The sequence below is a fragment of the Phyllobacterium sp. 628 genome, from assembly GCF_014189505.1.
Taxonomy (GTDB): domain Bacteria; phylum Pseudomonadota; class Alphaproteobacteria; order Rhizobiales; family Rhizobiaceae; genus Phyllobacterium.
The window spans coordinates 221,741-248,363 of the sequence record NZ_CP050303.1 but is presented as its reverse complement, the minus strand read 5'-3'; the positions used below and the strand labels follow the sequence as shown (position 1 = coordinate 248,363).

28 protein-coding genes and 1 pseudogene are annotated in these 26,623 nt (G+C 56.4%); 13 read left to right on the top strand and 16 right to left on the bottom strand.

Going from position 1 to position 26,623, the window contains the following annotated elements; translation table 11 throughout:
* Position 1: 1 nt before the first annotated feature.
* Together HB779_RS23750 and HB779_RS23745 are read right to left on the bottom strand one after the other, a co-directional pair.
* Positions 2 to 826: a DUF1365 domain-containing protein gene (locus tag HB779_RS23750; RefSeq protein WP_188346843.1), complete on the bottom strand. Its 825-nt coding sequence runs from the start codon at positions 824 to 826 to the stop codon at positions 2 to 4.
* Complete coding sequence (locus tag HB779_RS23745; RefSeq protein ID WP_244642928.1) at positions 823 to 2,151, bottom strand: NAD(P)/FAD-dependent oxidoreductase; 1,329 nt, start codon at positions 2,149 to 2,151, stop codon at positions 823 to 825. Before HB779_RS23745 ends, HB779_RS23750 begins: the two co-directional genes overlap by 4 nt.
* 155 nt (positions 2,152 to 2,306) lie before the next feature.
* Here HB779_RS23745 and HB779_RS23740 point away from each other — a divergent pair, with 155 nt between their 5' ends.
* The 4 genes from HB779_RS23740 to HB779_RS23725 all read left to right on the top strand — a co-directional run bounded on the left by HB779_RS23740 (position 2,307) and on the right by HB779_RS23725 (position 5,382).
* Positions 2,307 to 2,966 (top strand): sigma-70 family RNA polymerase sigma factor, encoded by a 660-nt coding sequence (locus HB779_RS23740; RefSeq protein WP_244642925.1) that lies wholly within the window; start codon positions 2,307 to 2,309, stop codon positions 2,964 to 2,966.
* Positions 2,967 to 2,971: 5 nt separating this feature from the next.
* Entirely contained in the window at positions 2,972 to 3,619 is a 648-nt protein-coding gene (locus HB779_RS23735) for a ChrR family anti-sigma-E factor (protein WP_188346841.1), read from the top strand.
* 1 nt (position 3,620) lies between these two features.
* Positions 3,621 to 4,490 carry an alpha/beta hydrolase gene (locus tag HB779_RS23730; RefSeq protein WP_188346840.1) on the top strand — a complete coding sequence of 290 codons (870 nt, stop codon included), beginning with the start codon at positions 3,621 to 3,623 and terminating at the stop codon, positions 4,488 to 4,490.
* A gap of 94 nt (positions 4,491 to 4,584) precedes the next feature.
* Positions 4,585 to 5,382: a DUF1295 domain-containing protein gene (locus tag HB779_RS23725; protein ID WP_188346839.1), complete on the top strand. Its 798-nt coding sequence runs from the start codon at positions 4,585 to 4,587 to the stop codon at positions 5,380 to 5,382.
* Positions 5,383 to 5,394: 12 nt separating this feature from the next.
* Here the strand turns inward: HB779_RS23725 and HB779_RS23720 are convergent, their stop codons facing one another.
* The 3 genes and pseudogenes from HB779_RS23720 to HB779_RS23710 form a co-directional block, all read right to left on the bottom strand.
* On the bottom strand, positions 5,395 to 5,808 hold the full coding sequence (locus tag HB779_RS23720) for a DUF2177 family protein (RefSeq protein ID WP_188346838.1): 414 nt from the start codon (positions 5,806 to 5,808) through the stop codon (positions 5,395 to 5,397).
* 60 nt (positions 5,809 to 5,868) lie between these two features.
* Positions 5,869 to 7,495: pseudogene (locus HB779_RS23715) on the bottom strand (cisplatin damage response ATP-dependent DNA ligase).
* A complete protein-coding gene (locus HB779_RS23710; protein ID WP_188346837.1) occupies positions 7,495 to 8,511 on the bottom strand; it encodes a ligase-associated DNA damage response exonuclease in 1,017 nt (338 codons plus the stop codon). The pseudogene HB779_RS23715 and the gene HB779_RS23710 overlap by 1 nt, the downstream one beginning before the upstream one ends.
* A 113-nt stretch (positions 8,512 to 8,624) precedes the next feature.
* Here HB779_RS23710 and HB779_RS23705 point away from each other — a divergent pair, with 113 nt between their 5' ends.
* The 4 genes from HB779_RS23705 to HB779_RS23690 all read left to right on the top strand — a co-directional run bounded on the left by HB779_RS23705 (position 8,625) and on the right by HB779_RS23690 (position 12,471).
* Entirely contained in the window at positions 8,625 to 11,144 is a 2,520-nt protein-coding gene (locus tag HB779_RS23705) for a ligase-associated DNA damage response DEXH box helicase (RefSeq protein WP_188346836.1), read from the top strand.
* A 26-nt stretch (positions 11,145 to 11,170) separates the two neighbouring features.
* Positions 11,171 to 11,857: a ligase-associated DNA damage response endonuclease PdeM gene (gene pdeM, locus HB779_RS23700; protein WP_244642935.1), complete on the top strand. Its 687-nt coding sequence runs from the start codon at positions 11,171 to 11,173 to the stop codon at positions 11,855 to 11,857.
* Between the two features lie 70 nt (positions 11,858 to 11,927).
* Positions 11,928 to 12,146 carry a type II toxin-antitoxin system PrlF family antitoxin gene (locus tag HB779_RS23695; protein ID WP_188346834.1) on the top strand — a complete coding sequence of 73 codons (219 nt, stop codon included), beginning with the start codon at positions 11,928 to 11,930 and terminating at the stop codon, positions 12,144 to 12,146.
* Positions 12,133 to 12,471, top strand: a complete 339-nt coding sequence (locus tag HB779_RS23690; RefSeq protein ID WP_188346833.1) for a type II toxin-antitoxin system PemK/MazF family toxin — start codon at positions 12,133 to 12,135, stop codon at positions 12,469 to 12,471. Before HB779_RS23695 ends, HB779_RS23690 begins: the two co-directional genes overlap by 14 nt.
* A gap of 39 nt (positions 12,472 to 12,510) precedes the next feature.
* On the opposite strand, the gene HB779_RS23685 is transcribed toward HB779_RS23690, so the two are convergent.
* Positions 12,511 to 12,972, bottom strand: a complete 462-nt coding sequence (locus HB779_RS23685) for an Lrp/AsnC family transcriptional regulator (RefSeq protein WP_188346832.1) — start codon at positions 12,970 to 12,972, stop codon at positions 12,511 to 12,513.
* 120 nt (positions 12,973 to 13,092) lie between these two features.
* On the opposite strand from HB779_RS23685, the gene hppD reads away from it, so the two are divergent.
* Positions 13,093 to 14,205 (top strand): 4-hydroxyphenylpyruvate dioxygenase, encoded by a 1,113-nt coding sequence (gene hppD, locus HB779_RS23680; RefSeq protein ID WP_188346831.1) that lies wholly within the window; start codon positions 13,093 to 13,095, stop codon positions 14,203 to 14,205.
* A gap of 2 nt (positions 14,206 to 14,207) precedes the next feature.
* Here hppD and mazF read toward each other — a convergent pair whose 3' ends face one another.
* From mazF to hmgA, 5 genes are all read right to left on the bottom strand, one after another.
* Complete coding sequence (gene mazF / locus HB779_RS23675; protein WP_188346830.1) at positions 14,208 to 14,543, bottom strand: endoribonuclease MazF; 336 nt, start codon at positions 14,541 to 14,543, stop codon at positions 14,208 to 14,210.
* Positions 14,543 to 14,785: an AbrB/MazE/SpoVT family DNA-binding domain-containing protein gene (locus tag HB779_RS23670; RefSeq protein ID WP_188346829.1), complete on the bottom strand. Its 243-nt coding sequence runs from the start codon at positions 14,783 to 14,785 to the stop codon at positions 14,543 to 14,545. The genes mazF and HB779_RS23670 overlap by 1 nt, the downstream gene beginning before the upstream one ends.
* A gap of 64 nt (positions 14,786 to 14,849) precedes the next feature.
* Positions 14,850 to 15,494 (bottom strand): maleylacetoacetate isomerase, encoded by a 645-nt coding sequence (maiA, locus tag HB779_RS23665; protein WP_188346828.1) that lies wholly within the window; start codon positions 15,492 to 15,494, stop codon positions 14,850 to 14,852.
* Between the two features lie 3 nt (positions 15,495 to 15,497).
* Positions 15,498 to 16,517 carry a fumarylacetoacetate hydrolase family protein gene (locus HB779_RS23660; protein ID WP_188346827.1) on the bottom strand — a complete coding sequence of 340 codons (1,020 nt, stop codon included), beginning with the start codon at positions 16,515 to 16,517 and terminating at the stop codon, positions 15,498 to 15,500.
* Positions 16,514 to 17,830 carry a homogentisate 1,2-dioxygenase gene (gene hmgA / locus HB779_RS23655; RefSeq protein WP_188346826.1) on the bottom strand — a complete coding sequence of 439 codons (1,317 nt, stop codon included), beginning with the start codon at positions 17,828 to 17,830 and terminating at the stop codon, positions 16,514 to 16,516. Before hmgA ends, HB779_RS23660 begins: the two co-directional genes overlap by 4 nt.
* A gap of 127 nt (positions 17,831 to 17,957) precedes the next feature.
* Here hmgA and HB779_RS23650 point away from each other — a divergent pair, with 127 nt between their 5' ends.
* Entirely contained in the window at positions 17,958 to 18,416 is a 459-nt protein-coding gene (locus tag HB779_RS23650) for a MarR family winged helix-turn-helix transcriptional regulator (RefSeq protein ID WP_188346903.1), read from the top strand.
* Between the two features lies 1 nt (position 18,417).
* On the opposite strand, the gene HB779_RS23645 is transcribed toward HB779_RS23650, so the two are convergent.
* From HB779_RS23645 to HB779_RS23625, 5 genes are all read right to left on the bottom strand, one after another.
* Entirely contained in the window at positions 18,418 to 19,887 is a 1,470-nt protein-coding gene (locus tag HB779_RS23645; RefSeq protein WP_188346825.1) for a M81 family metallopeptidase, read from the bottom strand.
* A gap of 201 nt (positions 19,888 to 20,088) precedes the next feature.
* Complete coding sequence (locus HB779_RS23640) at positions 20,089 to 20,454, bottom strand: RidA family protein (RefSeq protein ID WP_188346824.1); 366 nt, start codon at positions 20,452 to 20,454, stop codon at positions 20,089 to 20,091.
* A 22-nt stretch (positions 20,455 to 20,476) separates the two neighbouring features.
* The gene (locus tag HB779_RS23635) at positions 20,477 to 21,304 is read right to left on the bottom strand and encodes a carbohydrate ABC transporter permease (RefSeq protein WP_188346823.1); all 828 of its coding nucleotides are present in this window, start codon (positions 21,302 to 21,304) and stop codon (positions 20,477 to 20,479) included.
* Positions 21,301 to 22,170: a carbohydrate ABC transporter permease gene (locus tag HB779_RS23630; RefSeq protein ID WP_188346822.1), complete on the bottom strand. Its 870-nt coding sequence runs from the start codon at positions 22,168 to 22,170 to the stop codon at positions 21,301 to 21,303. Before HB779_RS23630 ends, HB779_RS23635 begins: the two co-directional genes overlap by 4 nt.
* A 196-nt stretch (positions 22,171 to 22,366) precedes the next feature.
* A complete protein-coding gene (locus HB779_RS23625) occupies positions 22,367 to 23,596 on the bottom strand; it encodes a sugar ABC transporter substrate-binding protein (RefSeq protein ID WP_188346821.1) in 1,230 nt (409 codons plus the stop codon).
* A gap of 278 nt (positions 23,597 to 23,874) precedes the next feature.
* Here HB779_RS23625 and HB779_RS23620 point away from each other — a divergent pair, with 278 nt between their 5' ends.
* The 3 genes from HB779_RS23620 to HB779_RS23610 are packed head-to-tail and all read left to right on the top strand — an operon-like array spanning position 23,875 to position 26,622.
* On the top strand, positions 23,875 to 24,666 hold the full coding sequence (locus tag HB779_RS23620) for an SDR family oxidoreductase (RefSeq protein ID WP_188346820.1): 792 nt from the start codon (positions 23,875 to 23,877) through the stop codon (positions 24,664 to 24,666).
* A 1-nt stretch (position 24,667) separates the two neighbouring features.
* Positions 24,668 to 25,735, top strand: a complete 1,068-nt coding sequence (locus HB779_RS23615; protein WP_188346819.1) for an ABC transporter ATP-binding protein — start codon at positions 24,668 to 24,670, stop codon at positions 25,733 to 25,735.
* A 5-nt stretch (positions 25,736 to 25,740) separates the two neighbouring features.
* Positions 25,741 to 26,622, top strand: a complete 882-nt coding sequence (locus HB779_RS23610; RefSeq protein WP_188346818.1) for a MurR/RpiR family transcriptional regulator — start codon at positions 25,741 to 25,743, stop codon at positions 26,620 to 26,622.
* Position 26,623: the final 1 nt, after the last annotated feature.

Sequence of the window (26,623 nt, the reverse complement as noted above, 5' to 3'; positions counted from 1 at the left end):
GTCATTTTGAGAACTGCACATCCTGTTTTGCCGGTTGTGGAATGATGGTTCGGGTCTGCACCGGTGTTTGCGGGCGTGGTTTCAGACTGACGCCCTTCAGCCATATCCACAAAGCTTCCCAATGAATGCCTGCAATGACTTTCAATGTCAGCAGCGGATAGGCGAGAAACAGTTTCAACAATTGCCAATCGCTGAATGCCCGCCGCTTTCCGCTAAAGGCGGTGGCGATGATCAATCCTTCGGCGTCGCTGGCATTGATGACAACCGATGCGGTTTCGGATGGGCGGGTGATGGTAAAATCATAATCCAGTGCCATGTCCATGAAGGGCGAGACATAAAATTCCTTGCCGCATGCCTGATGCAGCGGCTTGCCGTCGTCTGAACCATCCAAAGGAAAGACGTAACTGTGGCGCTGGCCGAACGTGTTGTTGACCTCGTAGATCAGCGCGGTCAGCGCACCTTTGCTGTCATGGCAGAAATAGACGCTGAGAGGATTGAAAACGTAACCGAGTATCCGCGGCATCGTCATCAGTTTGATTGCGCCGCCCGCAGGCTTCATCCCCGCTTCGCGCAGATGGTTTTCCACATAGAGGCGCAGTTCGGGTGCCCCTGCTGCTGCATCGAACTTGGAGCCATGATCCCGGTCAAAGAAGCTGAAAAGATTGAACCTGTTGCGCGAGAAAAGCATATGCGAGGCCGCAATCCGGTCGATCTCGTCAATATCGAGCAACATGTAAAACATGCGGTAACGCAGAAAATGCTGCTTGGGCCGCAGCCGTTTGTGGGTCACCTTGCCCGCATAGATCGCGGAGAGAAATGCGCTCATGCGGCAACCTCTATCGTGTTCGGCAGCCCTTGGCGATAGATGCGATCGGATTCGCCCGCCACGCTCCAGGGCCTGCGTACACCGCCGAGATCTTCAGCGACGGCGAGACCGGCCTGCAGGCCATCCTCATGAAAACCCGAGCCGAAATAAGCGCCGCAATACCAGGTGTTGCGCTCGCCCTGCATTTGCCAAAGCTGTTTCTGCGCCTGCATGGCTGCGCCGTCAAAGAGCGGATGGGTGTACATCTCGGTATGATGGACTTTGCGCGGGTCCGGTTGATGCTTCGGGTTAAGGGTGACGAAGAATTGCCTGTCCGTGTAGAGCGGCTGCAGCTTGTTCATCCAGTAGGTTACGCAAAGCTGGTTGCCGGTGTCAGCTTCCTGTCGCTGTCCCAGATAATTCCAGCTGGACCAGACCGCACGGCGCTTCGGCATCAGAGTTATATCTTCATGCAGGACGGCTTGGTTCATTGAATAGCGGAACGCTGATAGAAGTTTTGTTTCCATGGGCGTCGGGTCAGACAGCAAAGCCAGCGATTCATCCGCATGGCTGGCGATCACCACATGATCGAAAACCCGCGTGACGCCATGCACATCCGTGACAGCGGCATGGCCAACACCGCGCTTTATGGACGCGGCCGCACAACTGGTTTGTATCCGGTCCTTGTAACGTGCCGTAAGACGCTCGACATAGGCGCGGCTGCCACCCTTCACCGTTCTCCACAGCGGCCGGTTGGCGAGTTTCAACAGGCCGTGATTGTCACAAAAACGAATGAAGGCTTCAGCCGGATAGTCAAGCAATGTGGATGCGGGCGCCGACCAGATGGCTGCCGCCATGGGGAGAAGATGATCATCGCGGAACGCGCGCCCATAGCCCTCGCGTTCAAGAAATTCGCCAAGCGCGAGAAGCCCGAGCTTGCCCGCATGCGCTGGTGTCTCGCGGTAGAATCGCAGGAGATCACGCAACATCATCCAGAAGCGCGGGTTGAACAGGTTTTTCTGCTGGGCAAAAAGTCCACTGAAGCCCGTGCCGGAATATTCAAGCTTCCCACCGTCCAGAGATACGGCAAATGACATATCGGACGCGGCCGTCTCGACACCGAGATGGTCGAACAGGGCAATCAGATTGGGGTAGGTATTTTCGTTGAAAACAATGAAGCCGGTATCGACGGGGATCGATGGTTTGCCGTTTTGCCCGACAAGGAAAGTATTGCTGTGGCCACCCACACGGCCTTCACGCTCATAAACCGTGACGTCGTGGGTTTGCGACAGAAGCCAGGCGGCCGACATGCCTGAAATACCGGATCCTATGACAGCAATTTTCAACGATATTCTCCCGCATTCATTGTGTGGAAACAGTGCTCGTGCCGGGCATCGGGCGTTGTTTCTTTCAACATCTGTGCATACGGTGGAAATACGAAGTTGGATCATGATTAGTTTCGGCACTGATCCGATTGCGGTGTGTCTGCGTACAGAGCGGTATGAATGACGTCCGAATCCTCGCCTTTGACAGTTTTGGTACGATGTGGCGGCTCGCCCGGCGCTCGCCGGTTCGTGTCGAACCAAAGGCTGCGGTCAGGCGTTCTATCCGTGCAATGACAGAGCAAATTGATTATTCCCTGAAGATCGCAGCCATTGCCCAATCAGGCGATAGGGCAGCCTTCGCTGCACTTTTCGCTTATTACGCACCGCGCATCAAAGGCTTCTTTATGCGCGGCGGCATGGCCCCGGGTCAGGCGGAAGAACTGGCGCAGGAAACCATGCTGACGGTCTGGCGCAAGGCCGGTCTTTTTGATGCGGGCAAGGCTTCTGCGTCCACATGGATTTTCACCATAGCCCGCAATCTGCGCATCGATATAATCCGGCGTGAGCGGTACCCGGCTGCCCATTTGATGGAGGAGCATGAACCGGAACTCGAACCATCGCCTGCCGATAATTTGCTGCATGTCGAAGATGAACAGCGCGTCCGCACCGCGATGCAATCGCTGTCACCCGAGCAGATAAATGTTATCCGCCTGCACTATTTTGATGACAAGCCCCATAGCGAGATTGCCCGGACGCTGGATTTGCCGCTCGGAACGGTCAAATCGCGGTTGCGGCTGGCGATGCAGCATCTGCGAAACCTGCTGGGCGAGGAATAACGATCATGACCCACCGCCCTTCCGATGATGTTCTGATGGCCTATGCCTCAGGCAATCTTGCCCAGGGACCAGCCCTTGTTGTCGCCGCCCATTTGACGCTCTGCGCCGAAAGCGCGCAGCGCGTGCGCCAGTTTGAAATCATGGGAGGCGTAGCGCTGGAAACCGCCCCGGTTGTAGACCTCGCGCCCGATGCGCTGGAGTCGATACTCGGCCGTCTTGACGCATCCTCTGCTGCGCAGGTTCTGCCACGCGGCAATCACCTTGCAGATATGCCCGGCGGCTTGGTTTTGCCTTCGCCGCTGGAGCAATACGATATCGGCAAATGGAAATTCCTGGCACCGGGCGTGCAATGGAGTTCGATCGGTAAAGGCGGGGCACGCCGCAACAGACCCATGCTGCTGCGCTCGAAACCCGGCATGGTTTTGCCGGAACATACCCATGCCGGTGTGGAATACACGCTTGTGCTCAAGGGAACCTTGCACGATTCCATGGGCGACTATTATCCGGGCGATCTTATTGTGGCGGATGCCAGCCTCGAACATGAACCCGCTGCCGGGCCGGACGAAGAGTGTGTCTGCCTCGCCGCTGTCGACGGGCGGTTGCAGCTGAAAAGCCTGCTTGGCCGTCTCGTACAGCCATTGCTTGGATTTTAGCGTGACGGCGCCGCTTCGCCTGCTGACCTTTCTGCTCGTGATTCTTGCCCTGCCGGCGTGCTCGGCCGGAACCGCGCTCAACATTGCCACCTCATCCGGTGGTGCATCCGTCGTTCACGATATCGCCTATGGTTCGGACAAGCGTCAGACGCTGGATGTCTATATGCCAAGAGATGCGCGTTCTGCACCGGTTGCCATATTCTTCTATGGCGGGACATGGCAGAGCGGCGACAAGGCAACCTATACGTTTGTGGCTTCTGCATTGGCCGCCAAGGGTATTGTCGTTCTGGTTCCTGATTACCGGCTTTATCCGCAGGTGCGTTATCCGGCCTTCCTTCAGGACGGAGCGGCAGTGGTGCGCTGGGCCAAAGATCACGCCCGAACCTATGGCGGTAATCCATCGAAGATTTATGTGGTTGGGCATTCCGCCGGTGCTTACAACGCTGCCATGCTGACACTGGACAAACAGTGGCTCGACCAGCAAAAACTGGCCCCCTCACGCGACATCAAAGGGTTTGTCGGTATTTCCGGCCCGTATGATTTTCTGCCATTCGACGATAAAAAGGTCGCCGACATTTTCAGCCCGGCAAGAACGCCTGAAACAACCCAGCCTATCAACCATGTGGGACCCGGCAATCCACCCGTTCTGCTGCTGCACGGTGAAAGCGATGATGTTGTCTACCCGCGCAACAGTACGGCGCTCGCAGCCAAATTGCGTGCTGCCGGTTCACCTGTGGCGTTAAAGCTTTATCCCGGCGTCGGCCATATCGGCATCATCGGGGCCATGGGATCGCCTCTGCGCTTCCTTGCGCCAACGCTCAACGACACAGCGGATTTCATACTCGGACGCCGGGATAAAAATGGTTCTTGAACGGGTTGTGATTTGCTGATTCAAAAAATCCTGTATGCTGTACACCCCGCCTTTTGGATAAGATCCAGCAATCCGCTTTGAACAGGTAACGTGCATGACAGCTTTGGTCATTCTCATAATAGCAGCCGTCGCTTTCTGTGTCGTTATGGCGCTCGCTTTTCTCGTCCAGCGCGGGACCGGTAACAATGGTTGGGCCGATACATTCTGGTCGTTCGGCGTCGGCGTCATCGGTATTGTCTCGATCCTTGTCTCAAACGACATGGTCTCGTCGTCACGTAAGTGGCTGGTCGTTGTTCTGTTGGCGCTTTGGTCACTGCGGCTCGGCGGTTATATTCTGCTGCGCACCCTTAGCCACGATGATGATCCACGCTACGCCCGGTTGCGCAAGGAATGGGGCAGTTCCGCCAATTCACGCATGTTCTTCTTTCTGCAGAGCCAGGCATTCGCCGGGGTTCTTCTGGTGATCAGTGTTTATATCGCGGCAGCCCGCCCCGATATCGAGCTTGAATTTCCCGATTATTTGGGTGCGCTTGTTATGATTGTCGCCCTGGCAGGTGAAGCGATTGCCGATTGGCAGCTCAAACAATTTTCCCGCAATCCCGCCAATCGCGGCAAAATCTGCGATACCGGCCTGTGGCGCTGGTCGCGTCATCCCAACTACTTCTTCGAGTGGCTTGGCTGGGTATCCTACGTACTGATCGCGGCAGATTTCGACGGCGATTACAACCATGGATGGCTGACGCTGGTTGCGCCGGTGCTGATGTATGTACTTCTGCGCCATGTGTCCGGCGTGCCGCCGCTGGAAGAACATATGCTGGCGTCCCGCGGTCAGGCATTTCGGGATTATCAGCGCCGGACAAGTATCTTCTTCCCCTCTCCACCTAAGGAGTAATGGAGAAAGAAATTACTGAAGTTTGGTCAAAAGCCAGCTGGTAAACAGAAAGCTCAATGTGGCTGACAGGCTGGACACAAATGTTCCCCATGCCATGTCCACGACTGTAACGGCTGTGGACCACTGCTTGAGTGTTGCCTGATTGGTCAGATCATAGGTCGCATAGGCCATGAAACCGAACAGCGCGCCGTAGATAAGTGCTGTCATCCAGCGGCCGCTTTCCAGCGCAGGGCTGACAGCAAAGATCACCACTCCGGCAACGAAGATCAGATAAAATGCCAGTGCTGCGGGATAATTGACTTCAGTTCCCATCACATCCGGGATGCGGGCGCGGTAAAAACTGGTGGCCATGGTGCTCAACCAGATGAAATCAATCAAAAGAAAGAGCACAGCGGTGGAGATATAGGCGATGGCATATTTGAGCATATTTATAGGTCCTGACCCTAAACCCTTCCATGCCTTATACGTCACCGCCTCCGTTGCGGATCATTCAACCGGATCGGAATCGCGCAGCAGCGCTTCGAGCGTTTCCAGCCGGTCCGCCTCAATCGGCGGCTTGTCCCAGCGCAGGCGCGAAATGCGGGGAAACCGCATGGCGACGCCTGATTTGTGCCGCTTGGAACGGTTCAGCCCTTCAAAGGCCACTTCAAGAACCAGCCCGTGATTGGGCTCCGCACGCACCGAACGCACGGGACCGAAACGTTCTGTCGTGTTGTTGCGCACATAGGCGTCGAGCTTTTTCAATTCCTCATCGGTAAACCCGAAATAGGCTTTGCCGACGGGTACGAGACGGGGCTCGTTTTCCGGACCGGTCCAGACAGCGAATGTATAGTCGGAATAGTAGCTGGAGCGCTTGCCGTGCCCGCGCTGCGCATAGACCAGCACTGCGTCAATAATGAAGGGATCGCGTTTCCATTTGAACCACGGGCCTTTCGGTCGTCCGGACACATAGGTCAGAATCCCGGCGTTTCAACATCAGCCCTTCAATGACCGGGTGCGGCGGGTTCGTCCGCAACTCGATGAGATCATCGAACGATGTGTATGGCACGAGCGGCGACAGATCGAAGCGCGCCGGATCAAGCTTGGAAACAAAGCTTTCCAATTTAAGCCGCCGCTCGGCAAAGGTCAGCGCACGGATGTCTTCGGTACCATCAAACAGCAGATCATAGAGCCGCACGAAAGCGGGATGGCTTTCGAGCTGCTTGGCCGAGACAGTCTTGCGATTCAGCCGCTGCTGCAAATCGCCGAATGCGCCGATTTCAACGGCATCTGTGACGGAGCGCGCCACCAGCAATTCGCCGTCCAGTGTGCCTTCAAAATCCATCGCATCGGCAATATCTGGGAAGGCATGGGAAATATCGTCGCCGGTACGCGAATAGATGCGGTGCTGGCCGGCCTCGGACGTCAATTGCACCCGAATGCCATCCCATTTCCATTCAGCAGCATAGAGTTCGGCGGTGATTTTGGGATAGTCCGCCTCTTCCAGTGGCGTTGACAGCATGACAGGGCGAAATGGGGCCGCCGCAAGGCTTGCCGGTTTTTCCGTTTTGCCTTCCAGCCAGGCAAACAGTGTTTCGTAAGGTGGCTTCAGCCCGTGCCAGAGTTCCTCGATCTCCGTAACATCGACCTTGCCGAAATCCGCCAGTGCCTGTTTGGCCAGCCGTGCCGATACGCCGATGCGCAATCCGCCGGTAACAAGTTTGAGCAGCGCGTAGCGGGCAGAGGCGTCGAGCTGGTCAAGCCATTTTTCCACCAGCCTGATGGCATCGCTGCGCGAGGCACGCGCCAGGGATGCGACGACATCGCCAAGCGTCGGTATCGCATTGACGCGCGGCGCTTCCTCTGTCTGCCAGACCAGTGAAATGGTTTCGGCGAGATCGCCGACATAATCATAGGAATAGGCAAAGAGCTGCTCGTCCATCTTTTCGGCAACCAGTGCCCGCAGCATCGCCGGTTTGACATTGGCGATGTCGAGATCGCGGGTGATGGCTGCAAGTGCGAGACCCCTGTCCGGATCTGGCGTCTGGCGGAAATAATCCACGAGCAGCGTGATCTTGCCATTGCGTTGCGGCGTCAGCACCAGCCTGTCGAGAAGCGCGGCGAATTCCTTCATCAGTCGCCCTCATCCTCATAGCCGACCAGATGCAGCGGCCGTGCCGCAAACCCGTTGAGATCGCACCACCGGACAAGCGCTTCTTCCCGTCCGTGGGTAACCCATACCTGCGATGGTGCAAGCTCGCTGATCGTGTCGGTGAGTTCATCCCAGTCGCAATGATCCGACAGAATGATCGGCAGCTCGATCCCCTGCTGGCGCGCACGCTGGCGAATGCGCATCCAGCCCGAGGCAAAACACGAAACCGGGTCGGGAAAGCGCCTTGCCCAACGGTCGAGAAAAGCCGACGGCGGGCCGACCACCACGCTGCCGGCAAAGTCCCTTGTTGATCCAGTCTCGACTGTCGCGGACGAGAGCGGACCGAGATCAATACCCTGCGACTGGTAGTATTCGCAGAGCTTGGCCAGTGCGCCATGAATGTAGATCGTCTTATCATATCCCGCATCGCGCATCATGCGGATGACGCGCTGGGCCTTGCCAAGCGCATAGGCGCCGACAAGATGGGAGCGCTCTGGAAACTGCGCGACGGATTTCAGCAGCTTGCCGATTTCATCGCGGCTGTCCGGGTGGCGAAACACCGGCAGCGCGAAGGTTGCCTCGGTGATGAACACGTCACAGGCTATTGGCTCGAAGCCGAGACAGGTTGGATCGGCACGGCGCTTGTAGTCGCCGGAGCAGACGATCCGCATACGGTCTTTCTCAACCGCAATCTGTGCCGATCCCAGCACATGGCCTGCCGGATGGAAACTGACTTTTACGCCATTGATGTCGCTGACCGCACCAAGCTCGGCCGCCTGCGTCTCGCCTGCAAAATTTTCGCCGTAGCGCAAACCCATAATGTCGAGTGTCTGGCGCGTGGCCATGACCTTCTGGTGGCCGGGCCGTGCATGGTCCGCATGGCCATGGGTGATCAGCGCCCGTTCCACCGGCTTTACCGGATCGATATAAAAATCACCCGCAGGCGAATAGAGGCCGGCCGGTGTTGATCGCAGAAGCTTTTCCGGGCGTGTCAGCATTTTCTCCCTTTATGCATCATAACGAAGATAGGGTGCATTTGGCTCCACGCAAATGCCTGTATTGTCTGAAAGAAAACTTGGCGCTTTCATAACGCGCCATTACATTCGCTCTTGTGAGCACCAAGACAAAGCCCCTTTCTTCTCCCGGCAGTTCTCTCCTGCCAGAACCTTTCCTGAACTGGTTTCAGGCCAAGGGGTGGACGCCGCGTGCGCATCAGCTGGAATTGCTTGAGGAGGCGGATGCGGGCCGCTCGGCATTGCTGATTGCACCAACCGGCGCAGGCAAGACGCTTGCCGGGTTTTTGCCCGCGCTGGTTGATCTGGCAACGCGCGGCAAGAGCAATGCGGGAATCCGCGGCATTCACACGCTCTATATTTCGCCGCTGAAGGCCCTGGCCGTGGATATCGAGCGCAACCTTGCCAAGCCGATTGAGGAAATCGGTCTGGATATTACGATCGAGACCCGCACCGGCGATACACCCGCGCACAAACGCCAGCGTCAAAAGCTGGTGCCGCCGGATATCCTTCTGACCACGCCGGAACAGCTTGCCCTGCTGATTGCCAACAAGGATGCCGGCCGCTTTTTCTCTGATCTTCGCTATGTGATCTTCGATGAGTTACATTCGCTGGTGACGTCGAAACGCGGCCATCTGCTGTCGCTTGGACTGGCACGGTTGCGGCGGCTGCAACCGGGCCTGCAAACCATCGGACTGTCCGCGACCGTTGCCGATCCGGATGAGTTGCGCCGCTGGTTGCTCCCCCAAATCGGCGCCGCGCCTATGGCCAGCCTTGTGAAGGTCGAAGGCGGCGCCAAGCCGCACATTACCATCCTTGAATCCTCGGACCGCATTCCCTGGGCCGGACATTCTGCTGTCTACGCCTTGCCCGGCATTTACGAAGCCATCAAACGGCATAAGACCACGCTGATCTTCGTCAACACCCGCAGTCAGGCGGAGCGGCTTTTCCACGATTTATGGATGGCCAATGACGACAATCTGCCGATAGCACTGCATCACGGCTCACTTGATGTCAGCAAACGCCGCAAGGTTGAGCAGGCTATGGCTGACAATGCCCTGCGCGCTGTTGTTGCGACCTCGACGCTCGACCTTGGTATTGACTGGGGAGATGTCGATCTCGTCATTCACGTTGGTGCTCCGAAAGGTGCAAGCCGTCTTGCCCAGCGTATTGGCCGTTCAAACCACCGGATGGACGAACCGTCCCGCGCCATTCTCGTCCCGGCCAACCGCTTCGAAGTGATGGAATGTCAGGCGGCGCTGGATGCCAATTATCTTGGCGCACAGGATACGCCTGCACTTGGCGAAGGCTCGCTTGATGTGCTCGCCCAGCATGTGCTTGGCATGGCCTGCGCGGAACCCTTCCGCATGGACGATCTCTACGCGGAAGTGACCACGGCCCTGCCCTATTCCGCCTTGCCGCGTGATACATTCGAGCGGATCGTCGATTTTGTGGCAACGGGCGGATACGCACTGAAAAGCTACGAGCGGTTTGCCAAAATACGCCAAACCGCTGATGGAACGTGGCGGGTGACCCATCCGCGCTTTGCCCAGCAATACCGGCTCAATGTTGGCACCATCATCGAAGCGCCCAGCCTCAATGTCCGTCTGACACGCCAGCGCGGCAAAGGTGGCAATGCCCGTGGCGGGCCGGTACTCGGCAAGGTTGAGGAGTCATTTCTCGAGGCATTGTCGCCGGGCGATACATTTTTCTTTTCCGGCCGGGTGCTGCGGTTCGAAGGCATTCGCGAGAACGAGTGTATCGTATCGAACGCCGAAGGCTTTGATGCCAAGATACCCGCCTATGCCGGTGGCAAATTTCCGCTCACGACCTATCTCGCCGATCAGGTCCGTTCCATGCTGGCTGATCCGGATCGCTGGGGCGCCCTGCCCGATCAGGTCAGTGACTGGTTGCGCATCCAGAAAGACAAATCGGTTATACCGGACCCCGGCAGTCTGCTGGTCGAAACCTTCCCGCGCGGCGAGCGCTATTACATGGTGATTTATCCGTTCGAAGGGCGTTTGGCCCATCAGACGCTCGGTATGCTGCTCACCCGGCGGCTGGAACGGGCCAAGGCGCGGCCCATGGGTTTTGTTGCCACGGATTATGCGCTTTCCATCTGGGGCATGCGCGATATGGGCCGCATGTTCAAAAATGGTGAACTGCCGCTTTCCCAGCTGTTTGATGAGGATATGCTCGGTGACGATCTCGAAGCATGGCTGGCGGAAAGCTGGATGCTCAAGCGCACATTCCGCAATTGCGCCCTGATTTCAGGCCTTGTTGAAAAACGCCATCCGGGCCAGGAAAAAACCGGGCGGCAGGTCACCGTGTCGACCGATCTGATCTACGATGTCCTGCGCACGCACGAGCCCGATCATATTCTCATTCAGGCCACGCGCGCTGATGCAGCCACCGGCCTTCTCGACATTCGCCGTCTTGCCGATATGCTGACACGAATCAAAGGGCATATCATTCACAAGAATCTCGACCGGATTTCGCCGCTCGCTGTTCCCGTGATGATGGAAATTGGCAAGGAACGTGTTCCCGGCGAGGCCCATGAAACGCTTCTGGAAGAGATTGCCGAGGAACTGACCCGCGAAATGATGGAATTGAAATGAATCTGGCGGTTCACGCAACACGGACAATGCTGCATGGCGCGGTCGAAACCGTCATTGCCGGGCACGCAGCTCTGTGTGATCCGTCCGGTGCGCTCTATCTGGAAGCCGACCGTATCCTGATCGTCTCAGACCTGCATTTCGAAAAGGGCTCGTCCTTTGCCAGGCGCGGTATGCTGCTGCCGCCCTATGACACAGCTTCCACCTTGAAGACTTTGGCCGCATGCATTGCCCGGTATCATCCCACCTGTGTAATCAGTCTTGGCGACAGCTTTCACGATAACGAAGCGGCGGCCCGTTTGCCCGCGATCTATGCCGAACAACTCGCCGCACTGATGCATGGCCGCGACTGGATCTGGATCACAGGCAATCACGATCCTGACCATCCGGCGGACCTGCCCGGTGAGACCTATTTCGAGTTGGCTTTTGGTTCGCTGGTATTCCGGCACGAGCCGTCAAAAACGTCGTCGCCCGGTGAAATTGCCGGCCATCTTCATCCGGCAGCCAAAGTTGTACGGCGCGGTCAGGCGGTGCAACGGCGTTGTTTCGTCAGCGACCACACGCGCATGATCATGCCGGCCTTTGGTGCTTATACGGGCGGGCTTAACGTTCTTGGCCGGGCTTTTCATGGAATTTTCGACGGCAACAGCCTCAAGGCCTATATGCTGGGGCATAACAAAGTCTATCCGATGCTGCGCAAGGCGCTTTATCCTTAAGTGGTCCTTCAAAAACGTTCTTGTAACTGGTAAGGAAATTCCTTACATTCTGCTTGTACAGGAGCGGAACATGATTACCAGTAAAATGACAAGCAAGGCTCAAACGACCATACCGCAGGCTGTGCGTGTGGCATTGAACCTGAAACCTGGCGATGAGATTGCCTACCAGATTGAAGATGGACGTGTGATCCTCATGCGGACAGAAACCGATGTCCAGGGCGATGATCCGTTTGCAACATTTTCGGAGTGGGACAGCCCGGCGGACAGAAAAGCTTATGCCAACCTTTAAAGCCGGCGATATTGTCCGCGTCCCGTTTCCTTATACGGATCGCAACACGCGCCAGCATCGGCCTGCACTTGTCGTTTCAGACGGTGCTATCGGCGACAATGGCGATCTTCTTTGGGTGTTGATGATCACCAGTGCTGAAAACAAGCGTTGGGCCGGTGACGTTTCAATCCCGCTTCACGAGGAGGCAGGTCTTCCAGTTGCCTCTGTCATTCGACCAGTCAAGGTTGCGACAATCGAAGTTTTACATGCCGATAGACTGGGACAAGTAACGCCCGCAATCCTTGAAAATGTCAGGCGGGAAATCCGCACCGTCTTAAAGAAATAAGTGGTGCTTTCTGTTCCCCATTCTTTCTGCGCAATCTCATCAAATCGGCAGCCGCCCGTCCTCTTTCAGTGTATCGAGCACAATTGCGGTTTTGACATTCTGCACGGATTCATGCGGCAGCAGCACTTCGTTGACGAAAGCCGAGAGCGAGCGCAGATCCGGTGTGACCACCTTGATAAAATAATCCATTTCACCAGTGAGAGCATGGGCCTCCATGACCTGCGGCAGTTTCGAGATCAATTCGGAAAAACGCCGGGCATTGTCCCGGTTGTGCGTCGCAAGCGTCACGGAAATGATGTTCACAATGCCAAGCCCGAGCTTTTCCCGGTCAATTTCCGCCCGGTAACCTCGAATGAACCCCTCTTCCTCCAGTCGCGACCGGCGGCGGGAACACTGCGACGGAGAAAGGTTGATCCGCTCGGAAAGCTCATTGTTGGTGAGTCTTCCGTCTTCCTGCAATGAGGACAGTATTTTGCGGTCAAATGGATCAAGGCGTTCCATTCATGCATTCCCTATCTTATTAGTGCACGAAACTTGCAAAATACTGCGCCTTCAAGCGTTGAAATGCAAGCACATTGCATGGGTTTTGCGGGATAATAGCGATAACCTCAGGAGGATGTTATGGGCCCATTTCCGCACGACGCACCGGTTGCGACCATCAGCAAGGATAATCCCGCCGGAACGGACGGTTTTGAGTTCGTCGAATTTGCGCATCCCGAGCCGGAAAAGCTCGAAGAGCTGTTTACTCGGATGGGTTACAAGCCAGTTGCCCGGCACAAGACCAAGAACATAACACTTTGGCGCCAGGGCGACATTAATTACATTCTCAATGCCGAGCCTGGTTCCCATGCAACCAAGTTTGTCGGAGAGCACGGCCCTTGCGCACCTTCGATGGCTTGGCGTGTGGTCGATGCCAAACACGCTTTTGATCATGCGGTTGCCAAGGGCGCCACACCCTATACCGGCAACGATAAAACCATCGATGTTCCGGCCATTGTCGGCATCGGCGGTTCGATGCTCTATTTCATCGAAAAGTATGGCGACAAGGGCTCTGTTTACGAGGATGAGTTTGAATGGCTGGGCGAGCGCGATCCAAAGCCAGAGGGTGTGGGTTTCTATTATCTCGATCACCTCACTCACAATGTTTATCGCGGCAATATGGACAAGTGGTGGGCATTCTACCGCGAACTCTTCGGCTTCAAGCAGATTCATTTCTTCGATATTGCCGGCAAGCTGACAGGTCTGGTCTCCCGTGCGATCACCTCGCCTTGCGGCAAGATCCGCATTCCGCTGAATGAATCCACCGACGACAAGAGCCAGATTGAAGAATATCTGCGCAAATACAAAGGCGAAGGCATCCAGCACATTGCTGTCGGGACGGAAGCCATTTACGACGCCACGGATAAGCTCGATGTTAATGGCCTCAAGTTCATGCCTGGCCCGCCGGAAACCTATTATGATCTCTCACACAACCGCGTGCATGGTCATGATGAGCCAATTGACCGGATGAAGAAGCACGGAATTCTCATTGACGGCGAAGGTGTCATCGATGGCGGCATGACCAAGATTTTGCTGCAAATTTTCTCCAAGACTGTGATTGGGCCGATCTTCTTCGAGTTCATCCAGCGCAAGGGTGATGAAGGCTTCGGCGAGGGCAATTTCCGCGCGCTCTTTGAATCCATTGAGGAAGATCAGATCCGGCGCGGCGTGATCAAGGTTGCTGCTGCGGAATAGGTCTATCGTTTGCCAATCAAGGCAGCAGCTTTGCTGCAAATCTCGGCGAGTTCGGTTGCCGAGATTTTTCCTTTGAATGTTGCGCGTCTGACGCGCCAATCCAGACTTTTTATCTGATCGGCGAGCACTGCGCCTGGGCGTTCTCCGGCGATTAGAACCTCGAACGGATATCCCTTGATCTGCGTCGTCATCGGGCAGCAAAGCATGAGGCTGGTCTTGCCGTTATAGCTGGTTGGGCTGAGCACCACGGCGGGGCGATGCCCCGCCTGTTCATGTCCGGCTTGCGGATTGAAATGCAGCCATACAATGTCGCCGGCATCGGGCACATAAGCCGCCATTAAAACGTTTCCTTGCCGATGGCTTCGCCAAAATCAGCCTCAGAATGGATGTTCTCCGGCGTCACGCCTTCAATCAATTGATCAAGATTATATTCTGTTTGGCGTACCGGCTCGATAATGATCAGGCCGTCTTGCTCGCGCACATCAACGGTCGTGTCCAGTTCCAGTTGTGCGGCAGCCATGATGGCCGCAGGAATACGCACCGAAGCGCTGTTTCCCCATTTTTTCACTGTCACACGCATCACAACCTCCACGTATCATCAATGTAGATACATTATGATTTCAACGGCCGTGTGTCAACAATGTCTATACAGAAAGCTTCGCTTTGTCAGGATGCGCGGCGGCAAACGCCTTCAGCTTTTCGCAGCGTTTGACAATGGCATTCACCCGCTTGAGCCCGGAAATATCCGCGCCCCAGCGCCGTGCATTATAGACCTGCGGGACAAGGCAAAAATCCGCCATGCCGGGTTTGTCACCATGGCAGAACTTGCCCGTATCCGCGTTGTCCAGCAGCCTTTCAAAGGCGGTGAGGCCTTCGCCGATAAATTTCTGCATCCAGGCGTTCCGCGCTGCATCACCGCCTTGAGTGATATCCATCACATGGGTCACCACGCCCGTATTGCATACGGGGTGTGTTTCCATGGCTATGGCATAGGACAGCGCGCGTACCCGCTGCCGCCCCGCCGGGTCAGGCGGCAGAAACCCGGCATCAGGATAGATTTCGTCGAGATATTCGATGATCGCCAGTGACTGGGTCATCATTCGCCCATCCATCGCCAGCGTCGGAACTAGACCCTGCGGATTGCGGCTCAGATTATCCGGTTCTTTTTGTTCGTTCTTCAGAATGTTCACCGGCACGGACTCGTAGTCGAGTTTCAGGCTGTGCAGCGCAATGCGCACCCGGTAACTCGCTGACGACCGCCAGTATTCAAAGAGAATGATCCCGCTCATGGCTCAATTCTCAGGTTCATAACGTGTGACCTGCTGTTCAATCGCGCCGAAGATCGAATGGCCTGCCTTGTCTTTCATCTCGATGCGCACGGTATCGCCAAATTTCATGAATTCAGTCTTTGGTGCACCGTGGCTAATCGTTTCGATCGTGCGGATTTCGGCAATGCAGGAATAACCGGCACCGCCTTCCGACACGGATTTGCCCGGTCCGCCGTCCAGCTTGTTGGAGACCGTCCCGGACCCGATGATCGCACCCGCCGAAAGCGGACGTGTCTTTGCTGCGTGGGCGATCAGCGCTGGAAAATCAAATGTCATATCAATGCCCGCATTGGTACGCCCGAACGGCTTGCCATTGTAATCAACGCTCAATGGCAGGTGCACTTTGCCGCCATCCCATGCATCGCCCAGTTCACCCGGGGTAACGGCGACAGGCGAGAAAGCGGAGGAAGGTTTCGACTGGAAAAAGCCGAATCCCTTGGCCAGTTCAGCCGGAATCAATCCGCGCAGGCTGACATCATTGACCAGCATGATCAACCGAATGGCATCGCGTGCCTGTTCAGCCGTTGCGCCCATTGGCACATCGTCGACAATCACCGCCACCTCGCCTTCCATGTCGATGCCATAGGCTTCATCGGCCATCGCAATCGGATCACGGGGCCCAAGGAAACTGTCGGAGCCACCTTGATAGATCAGCGGATCGGTCCAGAAACTTTCCGGCATTTCGGCACCGCGCGCCTTGCGTACCAGTTCGACGTGATTGACATAGGCCGAGCCATCGGCCCACTGGTAGGCGCGTGGCAGCGGTGACAATGCCTCATGCTCGTGAAAGCGCTCGGAGGGAACGGCGCTATGGCCCAGACTTTCCGCCAAGGCTTCCAGGTGCGGTGCTATCCGGGCCCAATTGTCGAGTGCCGATTGCAAGGTGGGTGTCAGAAACGACGCGTCCGTGAAGCGGGTCAAATCCTTCGATACGATGACGAGTTTGCCGTCCCGCGTTCCATTGTTCAAAGACGCAAGTTTCATTCCGACCAGTCTCCCTCGGGTGTGCCGTTGAACCGTTTCTTCAGGTCCGTCCAGCAATCAGCATAATTGTCCTGCAGTGATTCCAGTTCCGCCGCAAAGCGCGTTAGATGCTGTGGAAACCGCGTCTCAAACATGAAGGCCATGGTGTTTTCCAGCTTGTGCGGCTTGAGTTCCACTGTCGAGGCTTTGTTGAAACCCATCGTGTCTGGCCCATGCGGCAGCATCATATTGTGCAGACTTATGCCGCCGGGAACAAACCCCTCCTCCTTGGCGTCATACTGACCATAAACCAATCCCATGAATTCCGACATGATATTGCGATGGTACCATGGCGGACGGAAACTGTGCTCGGCCACCAGCCAGCGCGGCGGGAAAATGACGAAGTCGACATTGGCCGTTCCTTCTTCGCCCGAAGGCGCAGTCAGTACTGTAAAAATCGATGGATCGGGATGGTCGAACAGGATGGCGCCCACCGGGGAAAAGGTGCGCAGGTCATATTTGTACGGCGCATAATTGCCATGCCATGCCACCACATCCAGCGGTGAATGGCCAAGCCCGGTTTCATAAAACTTGCCGCACCATTTCACATGCAGACGGCAGGGCGTCTCCTTGTCTTCAAACGCGGCAACTGGCGTCTTGAAGTCGCGTGGATTGGCAAGGCAATTTGCGCCGATGGGACCACGATCCGGCAAGGCGAATTTTGCGCCATAATTCTCGCAGATATAGCCGCGGGCTTCCCCATCAAGCGCCGCAACCTTGAACACCATACCACGTGGAATGATGCAGATTTCCGAGGGTTCGATCTCGATGATGCCCATTTCGGTATGGATCTGCAGCCGTCCTTTTTCCGGCACCAGCAGCATTTCGCCGTCGGCGTTGAAGAAATAGTCATCCACCATATCGCGGTTGAACGCATAAACGTGCGCAGCCATCCCCACCTGACCATGCACATCGCCCGCCGTCGTCATGGTGCGGATACCGTCGATGAAATTGACCGGCTCTTTCGGCATCGGCGTCGGGTTCCAGCGCAACTGGCCGATGGGAAGTTCATGGTCATCGAGATTGGGCGCTGTCTTCCAGTCTTTGCGTATAGCCGGCGTAAACCGCCCGGAATGTTTGACCGAGGGGCGAATGCGATAAAGCCACGACCGCTCATTGATACCGCGCGGTGCGGTGAAGGGAGAGCCGGACAGCTGTTCGGCATAAAGGCCATAGGCGCAGCGTTGCGGCGAGTTCTGCCCCTGTGGCAGTGCGCCCGGAAGCGCCTCGGTTTCGAAATCATTGCCGAAGCCCGGCATATAGCGAAGCGTCATGATCAATCCTCCCGATCGTTCAAGTGGACCGGCCGCGAAGCAGACATATTCGCCAAGCGCCAATCTATTTGGTTGCATTTGTGACGATCTTTTTGTAACTATCAATGCAAGAGAGGATCAAATAGTGATGAAAGATGACGAGACAGGCAGACCGCCGCTCATTCTGGAAGATTTCATACCCTACCGGCTGAATAAGGCGGCGGAAGCCATCAGCCAGCGCTTCGCCAGCCAATATCGGGATCACTATGGATTGACGCGTCCGGAATGGCGCACGCTGGCAACGCTTGGCCAGTTCGGTGCCCTGTCGGCAACGGCCATCGGCGCTCACTCATCCATGCACAAGACCAAGGTCAGCCGCGCCGTGTTCGCGCTGGAGCAGCGGCACTGGCTGAAACGCAAGCGCGACGAAGCCGACCGCCGGACCGAACATCTGGAACTTACCCCTGCCGGTCGCAAGGCCTACCAGCACCTTGCGACGCTGGCGCATGGTTATGAGACCGAGCTGTTTGCCAGTCTTGGCGAACGGGGTGCCAAGGATTTGAAAGCCGGGCTCTCCGTCCTTGAAGCCTATTACCGCCGGTCCTGAATCAGAAAGGCATATCCACGCGCGGCCAGATTTCCCGTGACAGTTTGCGGTAATCTGTCTTCTTCGGGTTTGACGGATAGGGTGCACCCGCATCAATATAAATGATCTCCGCCGCGACAGGCTCGAAGCCCGCATGGAAGTGATTGGTCGATTTGACCAGCAGAATATCTTTCGCGCCGGGCTCAATGCCAAGGTTGGAGAAAATGTCCGGCTCAAAAGTCTGTGTGCGGTTGGTGTTGAGGATCACTTCAATATTGGTGCCTTCAAGACGGATAATTGCCGCCGGTCCGAGCGTCACCCGGCTTTTCCCAAAACTCTGCCATCCCTCCTGCACTGCCTTCAGGACCTCGACGCGTGCATCGATCGGTGCGCCGCCGTCCGGTCCCGCCTTGCCGCCAAAGCGCAGCTGAATGCGTGCGCCCTCGCCTGCCGCAAGACAGAAGGTGACGGCGATGGGGTCCCAGATCGTTGCGACAGCAACATTATCGATCCCACGCTCGATCATGCGGCGCAGGATCAGGGTGCCGTCACCGGCAACACCGCCGCCGGGATTGTCCCATACGTCGGCAACAACGACTGGCTTGCCGGTTTTTTGCGCGGCAAGTGCGACAGCCCTGTCGAGACCGGCCTCCGTGTCCAGCATCGGCATGGCGGTTCTGCCGCGCATGGCGAAAATTTCCATCCCGAGCGACTCGGCCAAGGCAGCGCCGCGCGGCGCGTCATTGTCGGTCACGACCATGACCTGCGTGCCAAGCTCCGGCACGTCACCGGCCATAAAGCCATGGATCAATGAAATGGAGAGGATGTTATGTTTGCCCTGCATCGCCTGAATGCGATCGATGAAGGAGCGCATCGGTTCGCGGCTGGTGGGATAAACGCCGATCATCCGGCAATCGAATGTCGAGATAACGGGTTTGATTTCACCGCGCAGTGTACGAAGGGCGAGGTCAACCACATGCTCGCCGCGCTCATAAAAATCCGTATGCGGGAACTCGAGAAATGCTGCCAGAATATTGGAATTTTCGACGCGCTTGCGGGTCAGGTGACTGTGCGGATCAAGTTCGGATGCAATCAGAATATCCGGACCAACGATGCCACGAATACGTTCCAGAAGATCGCCTTCGCAATCGTCATAGCCTTGAGCCACCATGGCCCCGTGCAAGCCGAGGATCACGCCATCCACCGGCATGGCTGCCCGCAACTGTCCAAGGATTTCGTCGCGCAGTTCTTCGTAGGCCTGTTGCTGCAGCAAACCGCCCGGCTCCGCCCAGGTTGCCGTTCCCTCGACAAGCTCGAAACCTTCCTCGCGCGCTCTCCGGCGCAGAACAACCATAGGCGCCGAGCACAAGGTCGGTGTTTCCGGATGTTCGCCCGGCCCCGCATAGAACGCCATTTCAAAGCTGGCGCGGTCAGTCGGAACCGGTGAAAACGTGTTGGTTTCCGTCGCGAAGGACGCGGTGAAAATGCGCATGGTGAACTCTCTTACTGGCAGACTGCAGTCTGATAACTGCGATATTCAATTGGCATTGCCATTGTGCGTGGTTCGACAAGCTCACCATGAGGAAGATTGGTGGCTGCAGTGATAATCACGAAGGTTGCTGAATGTGGCTCCCTGCAACACAACCCTCTCCCTCATGGTGAGCTTGTCGAACCACGAACCACGCACCACTGCTTAAACAGGCTTATAGGCGATGGCTTCGATTTCAATCTTGATGTCGATCATCAAACGCGATTCAATCGTGGTGCGGGCAGGCGGGTTCTGCGGAAAATAGGTGGCATAGGTTTTATTGAAGGCGGCGAATTCGCGGGCATCTTCGAGAATGACAAAGGTCTTCACGACATCGGAAAGCTCGGCACCGGCAAGGGCGAGCGCGGCCTTGATGTTTTCCATGACTTTGGCGGTCTGGGCTTCGATACCGCCGATGATCACCGTGCCGTCGGCTCCCACCGGAACCTGACCGGAAATATAGATGAAATCACCGGCACGTACGGCGGGTGACAGCGGCACATGGGCCGATCCGAAATGTTGTTTTGTCATCGTGTTCAGTTCCTATGCTTGATTATTTGACGGCGCCGATGGAAAGACCGCGCACCAGATAGCGCTGCAGCCAGGCAAAGAGAATGGCCACCGGCACTGAAGCCACAAATGCCGCAGCCATGACATAATGCCAGTCAACCGTGTAGCGCCCCGCGACGAGTGAGAGAACGCGGATCGGCAATGTGTAATTTTCTTCCCGGCGCAGCATGGTGAGCGCGATAACAAACTCATTCCAGGCATTGATGAAGGTGAAGATCGCCGTGACGACCATGGCGGGAACCGCGAGTGGCAGGAAAACGCTGCGCAGGGTGCGCCAGCGGCTCGCGCCTTCCATCCATGACGCCTCCTCAAGATCGCGCGGAATGGTGGAAAAATAGCTCTGCAGCATCCACACGCAAAAGGCGATGTTAAACCCGGTATAGATGATGATCAGCACATTCAAGTTGTCGATCATGCCCGCGCTGGTTGCCAGCCTGAACAGGCCGATGACCAGAACAATCGGCGACAGCATCTGCGAGATCAGGAGGAATTGCCGGTAGGCATTGCGCCCGGCAAACTGGTAGCGGCTGATCGCATAGGCGGCGGGGATGGACACGATGATTGTCAGTGCGGTCGATAGAATTGACACATAGAGCGAATTGGCCAGAGCCGATCCGATCCCTGACGTTTGCCACATTTCAGGGAAATTCTGCCAGTGAATTTCGTCCGGCCACCAGGTAGGATTCAGAACCTCGGTCGCGGATTTCATCGCTGTGATGGTCATGACCGCATAGGGGAACAGGATCACGACAACGATGGGTGAGAGAAAGAGCCAGAACAGGAGCGAGCGCTTGAGTTTGCTGTTCATCATGCTTTCTCCTCACGCATCGCCAGCCGCACATAGATGATGGTGAAGACAAGCAGGATGACAAACATGATCAGCGACACGGCGGCAGCTTCCCCCAGCCGGCCAAGCCGGAAGCCAAGCTCATAGAGATAGGTCACAAGGATATGGGTCGAGTTGGACGGCCCGCCCTGTGTGGTCACCCAGATGATGGGGAATGAATTGAAGACGTAGATGGTGTTGAGCACGAAGGCGATGTTGATGAAGGGCCGCAGCAGCGGCAGCGTGATCAGGCGAAACTGGTCCCAGCGCCCGGCGCCTTCTGTGGAAGCAGCTTCGTAAAGGTCATCGGGCACCGAAGACAAACCACCCAGAAAGATGGTGACCGTAAATGGCACCGAGACAAGAATGCCGATCAGGATTTGCATCGGAAAAGCGGTTGTCGCGTCGGCGAGCCATTGGATGTTGCTGCCGATGATGCCGAGATCCCGCAGCGCAGAATTCAGCATGCCGCTCTCGCCATTCAGTGCCCAGCGCCAGACGACGGCAGTCATGCTCAGGGAAATCGCCCAAGGCAGCATGATCAGGATGCGGGCAAAGCCGCGCCCGTAAAAATCTTCATTCAGAATGAGCGCGATAGGCACCGACACAATGAGCGTGCCTAATACCACGCAGACGGTCCAGACAAGCGTGCGCCACGTCGCGGCAATGAAATCCGGATCGGCAAACAGAACGCGGAAATGCTCAAGCCCGACGAATTCGCGCAGCATGCCGAAACGGTTCACGTCATGCAGCGACAGCGAAATGATCTCCTTCAGGGGCCAGAGAATGATGGCGGCCGCCAGAAGAAAACTCGGCAGGATCAGAAAATAGGGGGCGGTTGCCCGTTGCATAAGCGTGCGTTCCTTCATGGGTCTTTTTGACAGCTTGTAAAATACCCCCACCCCGGACCTTTGGTCCGACCCTCCCCACAAGGGGGAGGGTGGAGATAATCAGCAAAGTTGCCGCCGCGTTACCCTCCCCCTTGTGGGGAGGGTCGGAGCGAAGCGACGGGGTGGGGGTGAAACAACACTCCCCACCACCACCAGCCTATTTCAGCGTTGCATTGATCTTGGCTGCAGCCTCTTTCAACGTTGCTTCGGCCTCACCCTGTCCAAGGTAGATCTTCTGGATCGCATTGGAGGTTGTCTTGGCGATGTCTTCCCAGCCCGGAATAACCGGCGCAAACCGCGCATTGGGCAGAAGCGAGGTGAACACCTTCAGATCGGCATTATCGGCGAAATACGGGTCCTTGGCTTCTTCTGCATTCACCGGCAGGAAATTTTCAACCTTGTCAAACTTGGTGCGCTGTTCTGTGGTGAAGATGAAATCGAGGAATTTCCAGGCGGCTTCCTTGTTCTTGGAATTCTCGAACAGGACAATGGAGTCGGTCACGCCATAGGTGCCTTGGTCGCCGCTGGGGCCTGCGGGTATCGGTGCAACACCGTAGTTCAGTTTCGGTGCTTCGGTCTTGATCTGGCCGGACAGGAATGGCGCGGTGATAACCGTCGCGACCTTGCCCTGCTTGAACAGGTTCTGCACATCTTCGCGCGAATAGGATGTCACGCCCGGCTGGGTCAGACCCTCATCGATAAAGCTCTTGTAGAGTTTTGCCGTTTCCACAGCTGCCTTGGAATCAAGCCCCGACTTGCCGTCCTTGACGATCTCGCCGCCATTCGACCACATGCCGTAGTAGAAATAGACATCCGTCTCGATTTCCTTGCCCTGCAGGCCGAAACCATAAGTTTCGCCGTCAAGCTTCTTGATCTTTTCCGCGCTGGTCTTGAAGTCAGCCCATGTTGCAGGTGGCGTGGTGATGCCGGCCTTGGCAAAAATGTCCTTGTTGTAATACATGGCGCGGGCCGATGCAGCGATCGGCAGACCATAGACCTTGCCATTCATGACAGACGGCGTGAGGAACGTATCGATGAAGCGCGCCTTGAATTCCGGTTTGATGTGCTCGTCGAGCGGCGCAACAATACCCTCGGAGACAAAATCGAGCAGCCAGCGTGTGCCGATGATCGAAAGGTCGGCATTGGCACCGGCGGAAATATCGGTGGTGAGTTTCTGCTGCAGGCTATCCCACGGCACAACTTCGATCTGGACTTTAACATCAGGATTGGCGGCCTCGAAGGCTTTCGCCGCTTCCTGGAAATAAGGGCCGGTGCCCTTGCTGTATTCGGCGATGGTTACGCGCACGGTACTGGCAGCAAACGCACTGCTGCTGAAAGCCACGATGCTCGCTCCCGCAAGCAGGAAAAGTTTCTGTTTGAAAGTCATGGTTGGACCCCTTGTTGTCACCGCTTCAAGCGGCGTTCGTTCTTGTTCGCAAATCATTGTCACAGGAACGCTCCTGCGCTTCCTGGAAAATGCTCCTCTTAATCAACTCTGCTATCTTCAAATGTAATTTAATTTCATGCAAGCGAAATTTTTCATGTAATCCACGTATTATTATGTTGCTTTTTTTCATGCATAGCCATTAGCTGGACAACAAGCGGGCAGAATCCGCATGACTATCGTCCGCAACGGGCGCTGACACGGGAACCAACGAACAGACAATGACCCCACCCAATTTACATGACTTCTATGGTTTGAAGGACAAGCAGGTTTTGATCACCGGCGCCGGTGGCGGCATCGGACAGGCGCTGATTGCCGCTTTCACAGCTGCGGGCGCTATTGTCTCTGGTGCCGATCAGGACGCCGCCTTGCTCGAAGGCCTTCCGCTTGCCCATCGTCTGGTTTTTGAACTGACGGACCGCGCCGCAACGGCAAAGGTCATTGGCGATTTCATCAAGGCAGCGGGCGCCCCGGATGTTCTGATCAACAATGCCGGTTTCACGCGCGGTGAAACACTGGATCAGGTTGACGGTGACGTCTGGGATCGCGAGATTGCAGTCAATCTCAATGGCGCGTTCCATGTCACCACACCTGTGGTTGAGGCTATGGCGGCGCGTGGCAGTGGCAATATCGTCTTCATCTCTTCGGTCAATGCCATTCAGCATTATGGCAATCCTGCCTATTCGGCCGCCAAGGCCGGGCTTATTTCCTATGTGAAGGCATTGGCCGTGGAGCGCGGCAGCTCCGGCATTCGGGCCAATGCGGTCTGCCCTGGCTCGGTGCGCACGCCTGCGTGGGATCACCGGCTGGCGAAGCAGCCCGAGCTTCTGGCAAAAGTCTTGCCGCACTATCCGCTCGGACGCATGGTTACGCCGGAAGAAGTGGCAAACGCCACGCTGTTTCTGGCTTCATCGGCCGCATCGGGTATTACTGGCACAGCCCTTGCCGTGGATGCGGGATTGACCGCCGGAAACCTGCGTTTCATCAATGACGTTTTAGCTGGGAAAAATTGACATGGCCGGATTGCAGATCAAACAGCTCGTCAAATCCTATGGTGCCATGAGTGTCCTGCACGGCATTGACCTTGAAGTCCGCGACGGTGAGTTCCTCGTCCTGATCGGCCCGTCCGGTTGCGGCAAGTCCACGCTGCTGCGGATGATCGCCGGTCTCGATGATATTTCTTCGGGCGAGCTATGGATCGGTGACCGCCTGACCAATGGCCTTGCCCCGCAACAGCGCAATATTTCCATGGTCTTCCAGAGCTATGCGCTCTTCCCACACATGACCACGCGCAAGAATATCGGCTTTGGTCCGAAAATTCGCCGTGAGGCGGGCAAAGTCATTGATGCCAAGGTGAACAAGGCGGCTGAAACGCTGAACCTGCACGATTATCTTGACCGGCTGCCGCGTCAGCTTTCCGGTGGACAGCGCCAGCGCGTCGCCATGGGCCGCACCATTGTACGTGAACCAGACCTGTTCCTGTTTGACGAGCCACTATCCAATCTCGATGCCAAGCTGCGCGTACAAATGCGTACGGAAATTAAGGCCCTGCACCAGCAGTTGAAGACCACAATCGTCTATGTCACCCACGACCAGATCGAAGCCATGACCATGGCTGACCGTATTGTCGTGATGAATAGCGGCCGCATCGAACAGATCGGCTCGCCGCTTGAGCTTTACGACCGCCCAGCCAATAAATTTGTTGCCGGATTCCTCGGCTCCCCCGCCATGAGTTTCATTCCCGGCACTTTGGAGCGGGGTGATGGAACGCCGCGTATGCGCACGGCTGAAGGCTTCGCAATTCTGGTTGGTGACACGACAGCGGCTTCCGGCCAGCCCATTGAAGTCGGTATCCGCCCGGAACATTACCGTCTTGCCGCCAGCGGTCAGGGTTTCCCCTACAAGGTCGAAGTCATCGAGCCGACGGGTTCGGAAACCCACCTCTTCGGTACGATTGCTGGTATCGGGGTTCGCTGTGTTTTCCGCGACCGTATTGCGCCAGAGCCGGGCAGCCAGATGATGTTGACGGTTGATCCGGCAAAAGTTCACGTCTTTGACGGGAAAACTGGAAGCCGGATTTAATGGCAATGGGGTCGCCTCACTTCGACATTGTCGCCCGGCTCCAGGAAATCGCCGAGAACGGCCAGCGGTCCGATCAGCGGGTTGCGGCTGCGGTTTTGTCGGATGCCGAGTTTGCCACCCATGCATCCATTGAGCTTCTGGCGGAAAAGGCAGGAGTGAGTGAGCCGACGATTACACGCTTCTGCCGCATGCTTGGTTTCGATGGCACCCGTGATTTCAAGGTGGGTCTGGCACAGTCGCTGGCGATCGCAGGGCGATTCATATCGGTCAATCCGGCTGACGGCGCGACGGGCAATGCTGTGCCGTCGATTATCGCCAACAGCGCCATGAATGCTATCGAAACAGTTACAGGCCAGATCAGCCACGCGAATCTCGAAAGAGCCGCTACCATCGTCGCGGGTGCAGGTATGGTCCGCGCCTATGGTTCCGGCGGTGCCTCTTCCATGGCAGCGACGGAGCTGGAAAACCGCCTGTTCCGGCTTGGTCTGCCAGCATCGTCGCACATTGACGGTGAAATGCAGCAGATGACGGCGGCGACCAGCAACAAGGATACAGTGATCGTCGCCTATTCGCTTTCCGGGGAAGTCAAACCGGTCATCGATGCAGTGACCATCGCCGGCCGTTATGGGGCAAAGACGATTGCCTTCACGGCAGCCAATTCATCTTTGGCTGCGGCCGCGCAACTGGTCTTGCCTTTTCACATTGAAGAAGGCACCAATGTTTACCGTCCGTCCCCTGCCCGCTATGCCCTTCTCGCCCTGACCGACATGCTGGCCATGACTGTGGCCGAGAAGATCGGTGCACCTGCAGTGGAGCGGATGCGCCGGATCAAAAACCTTCAGGGCATGCAGAAAAGCGATGCACCCAACCTTCCGCTTGGAGATTGAG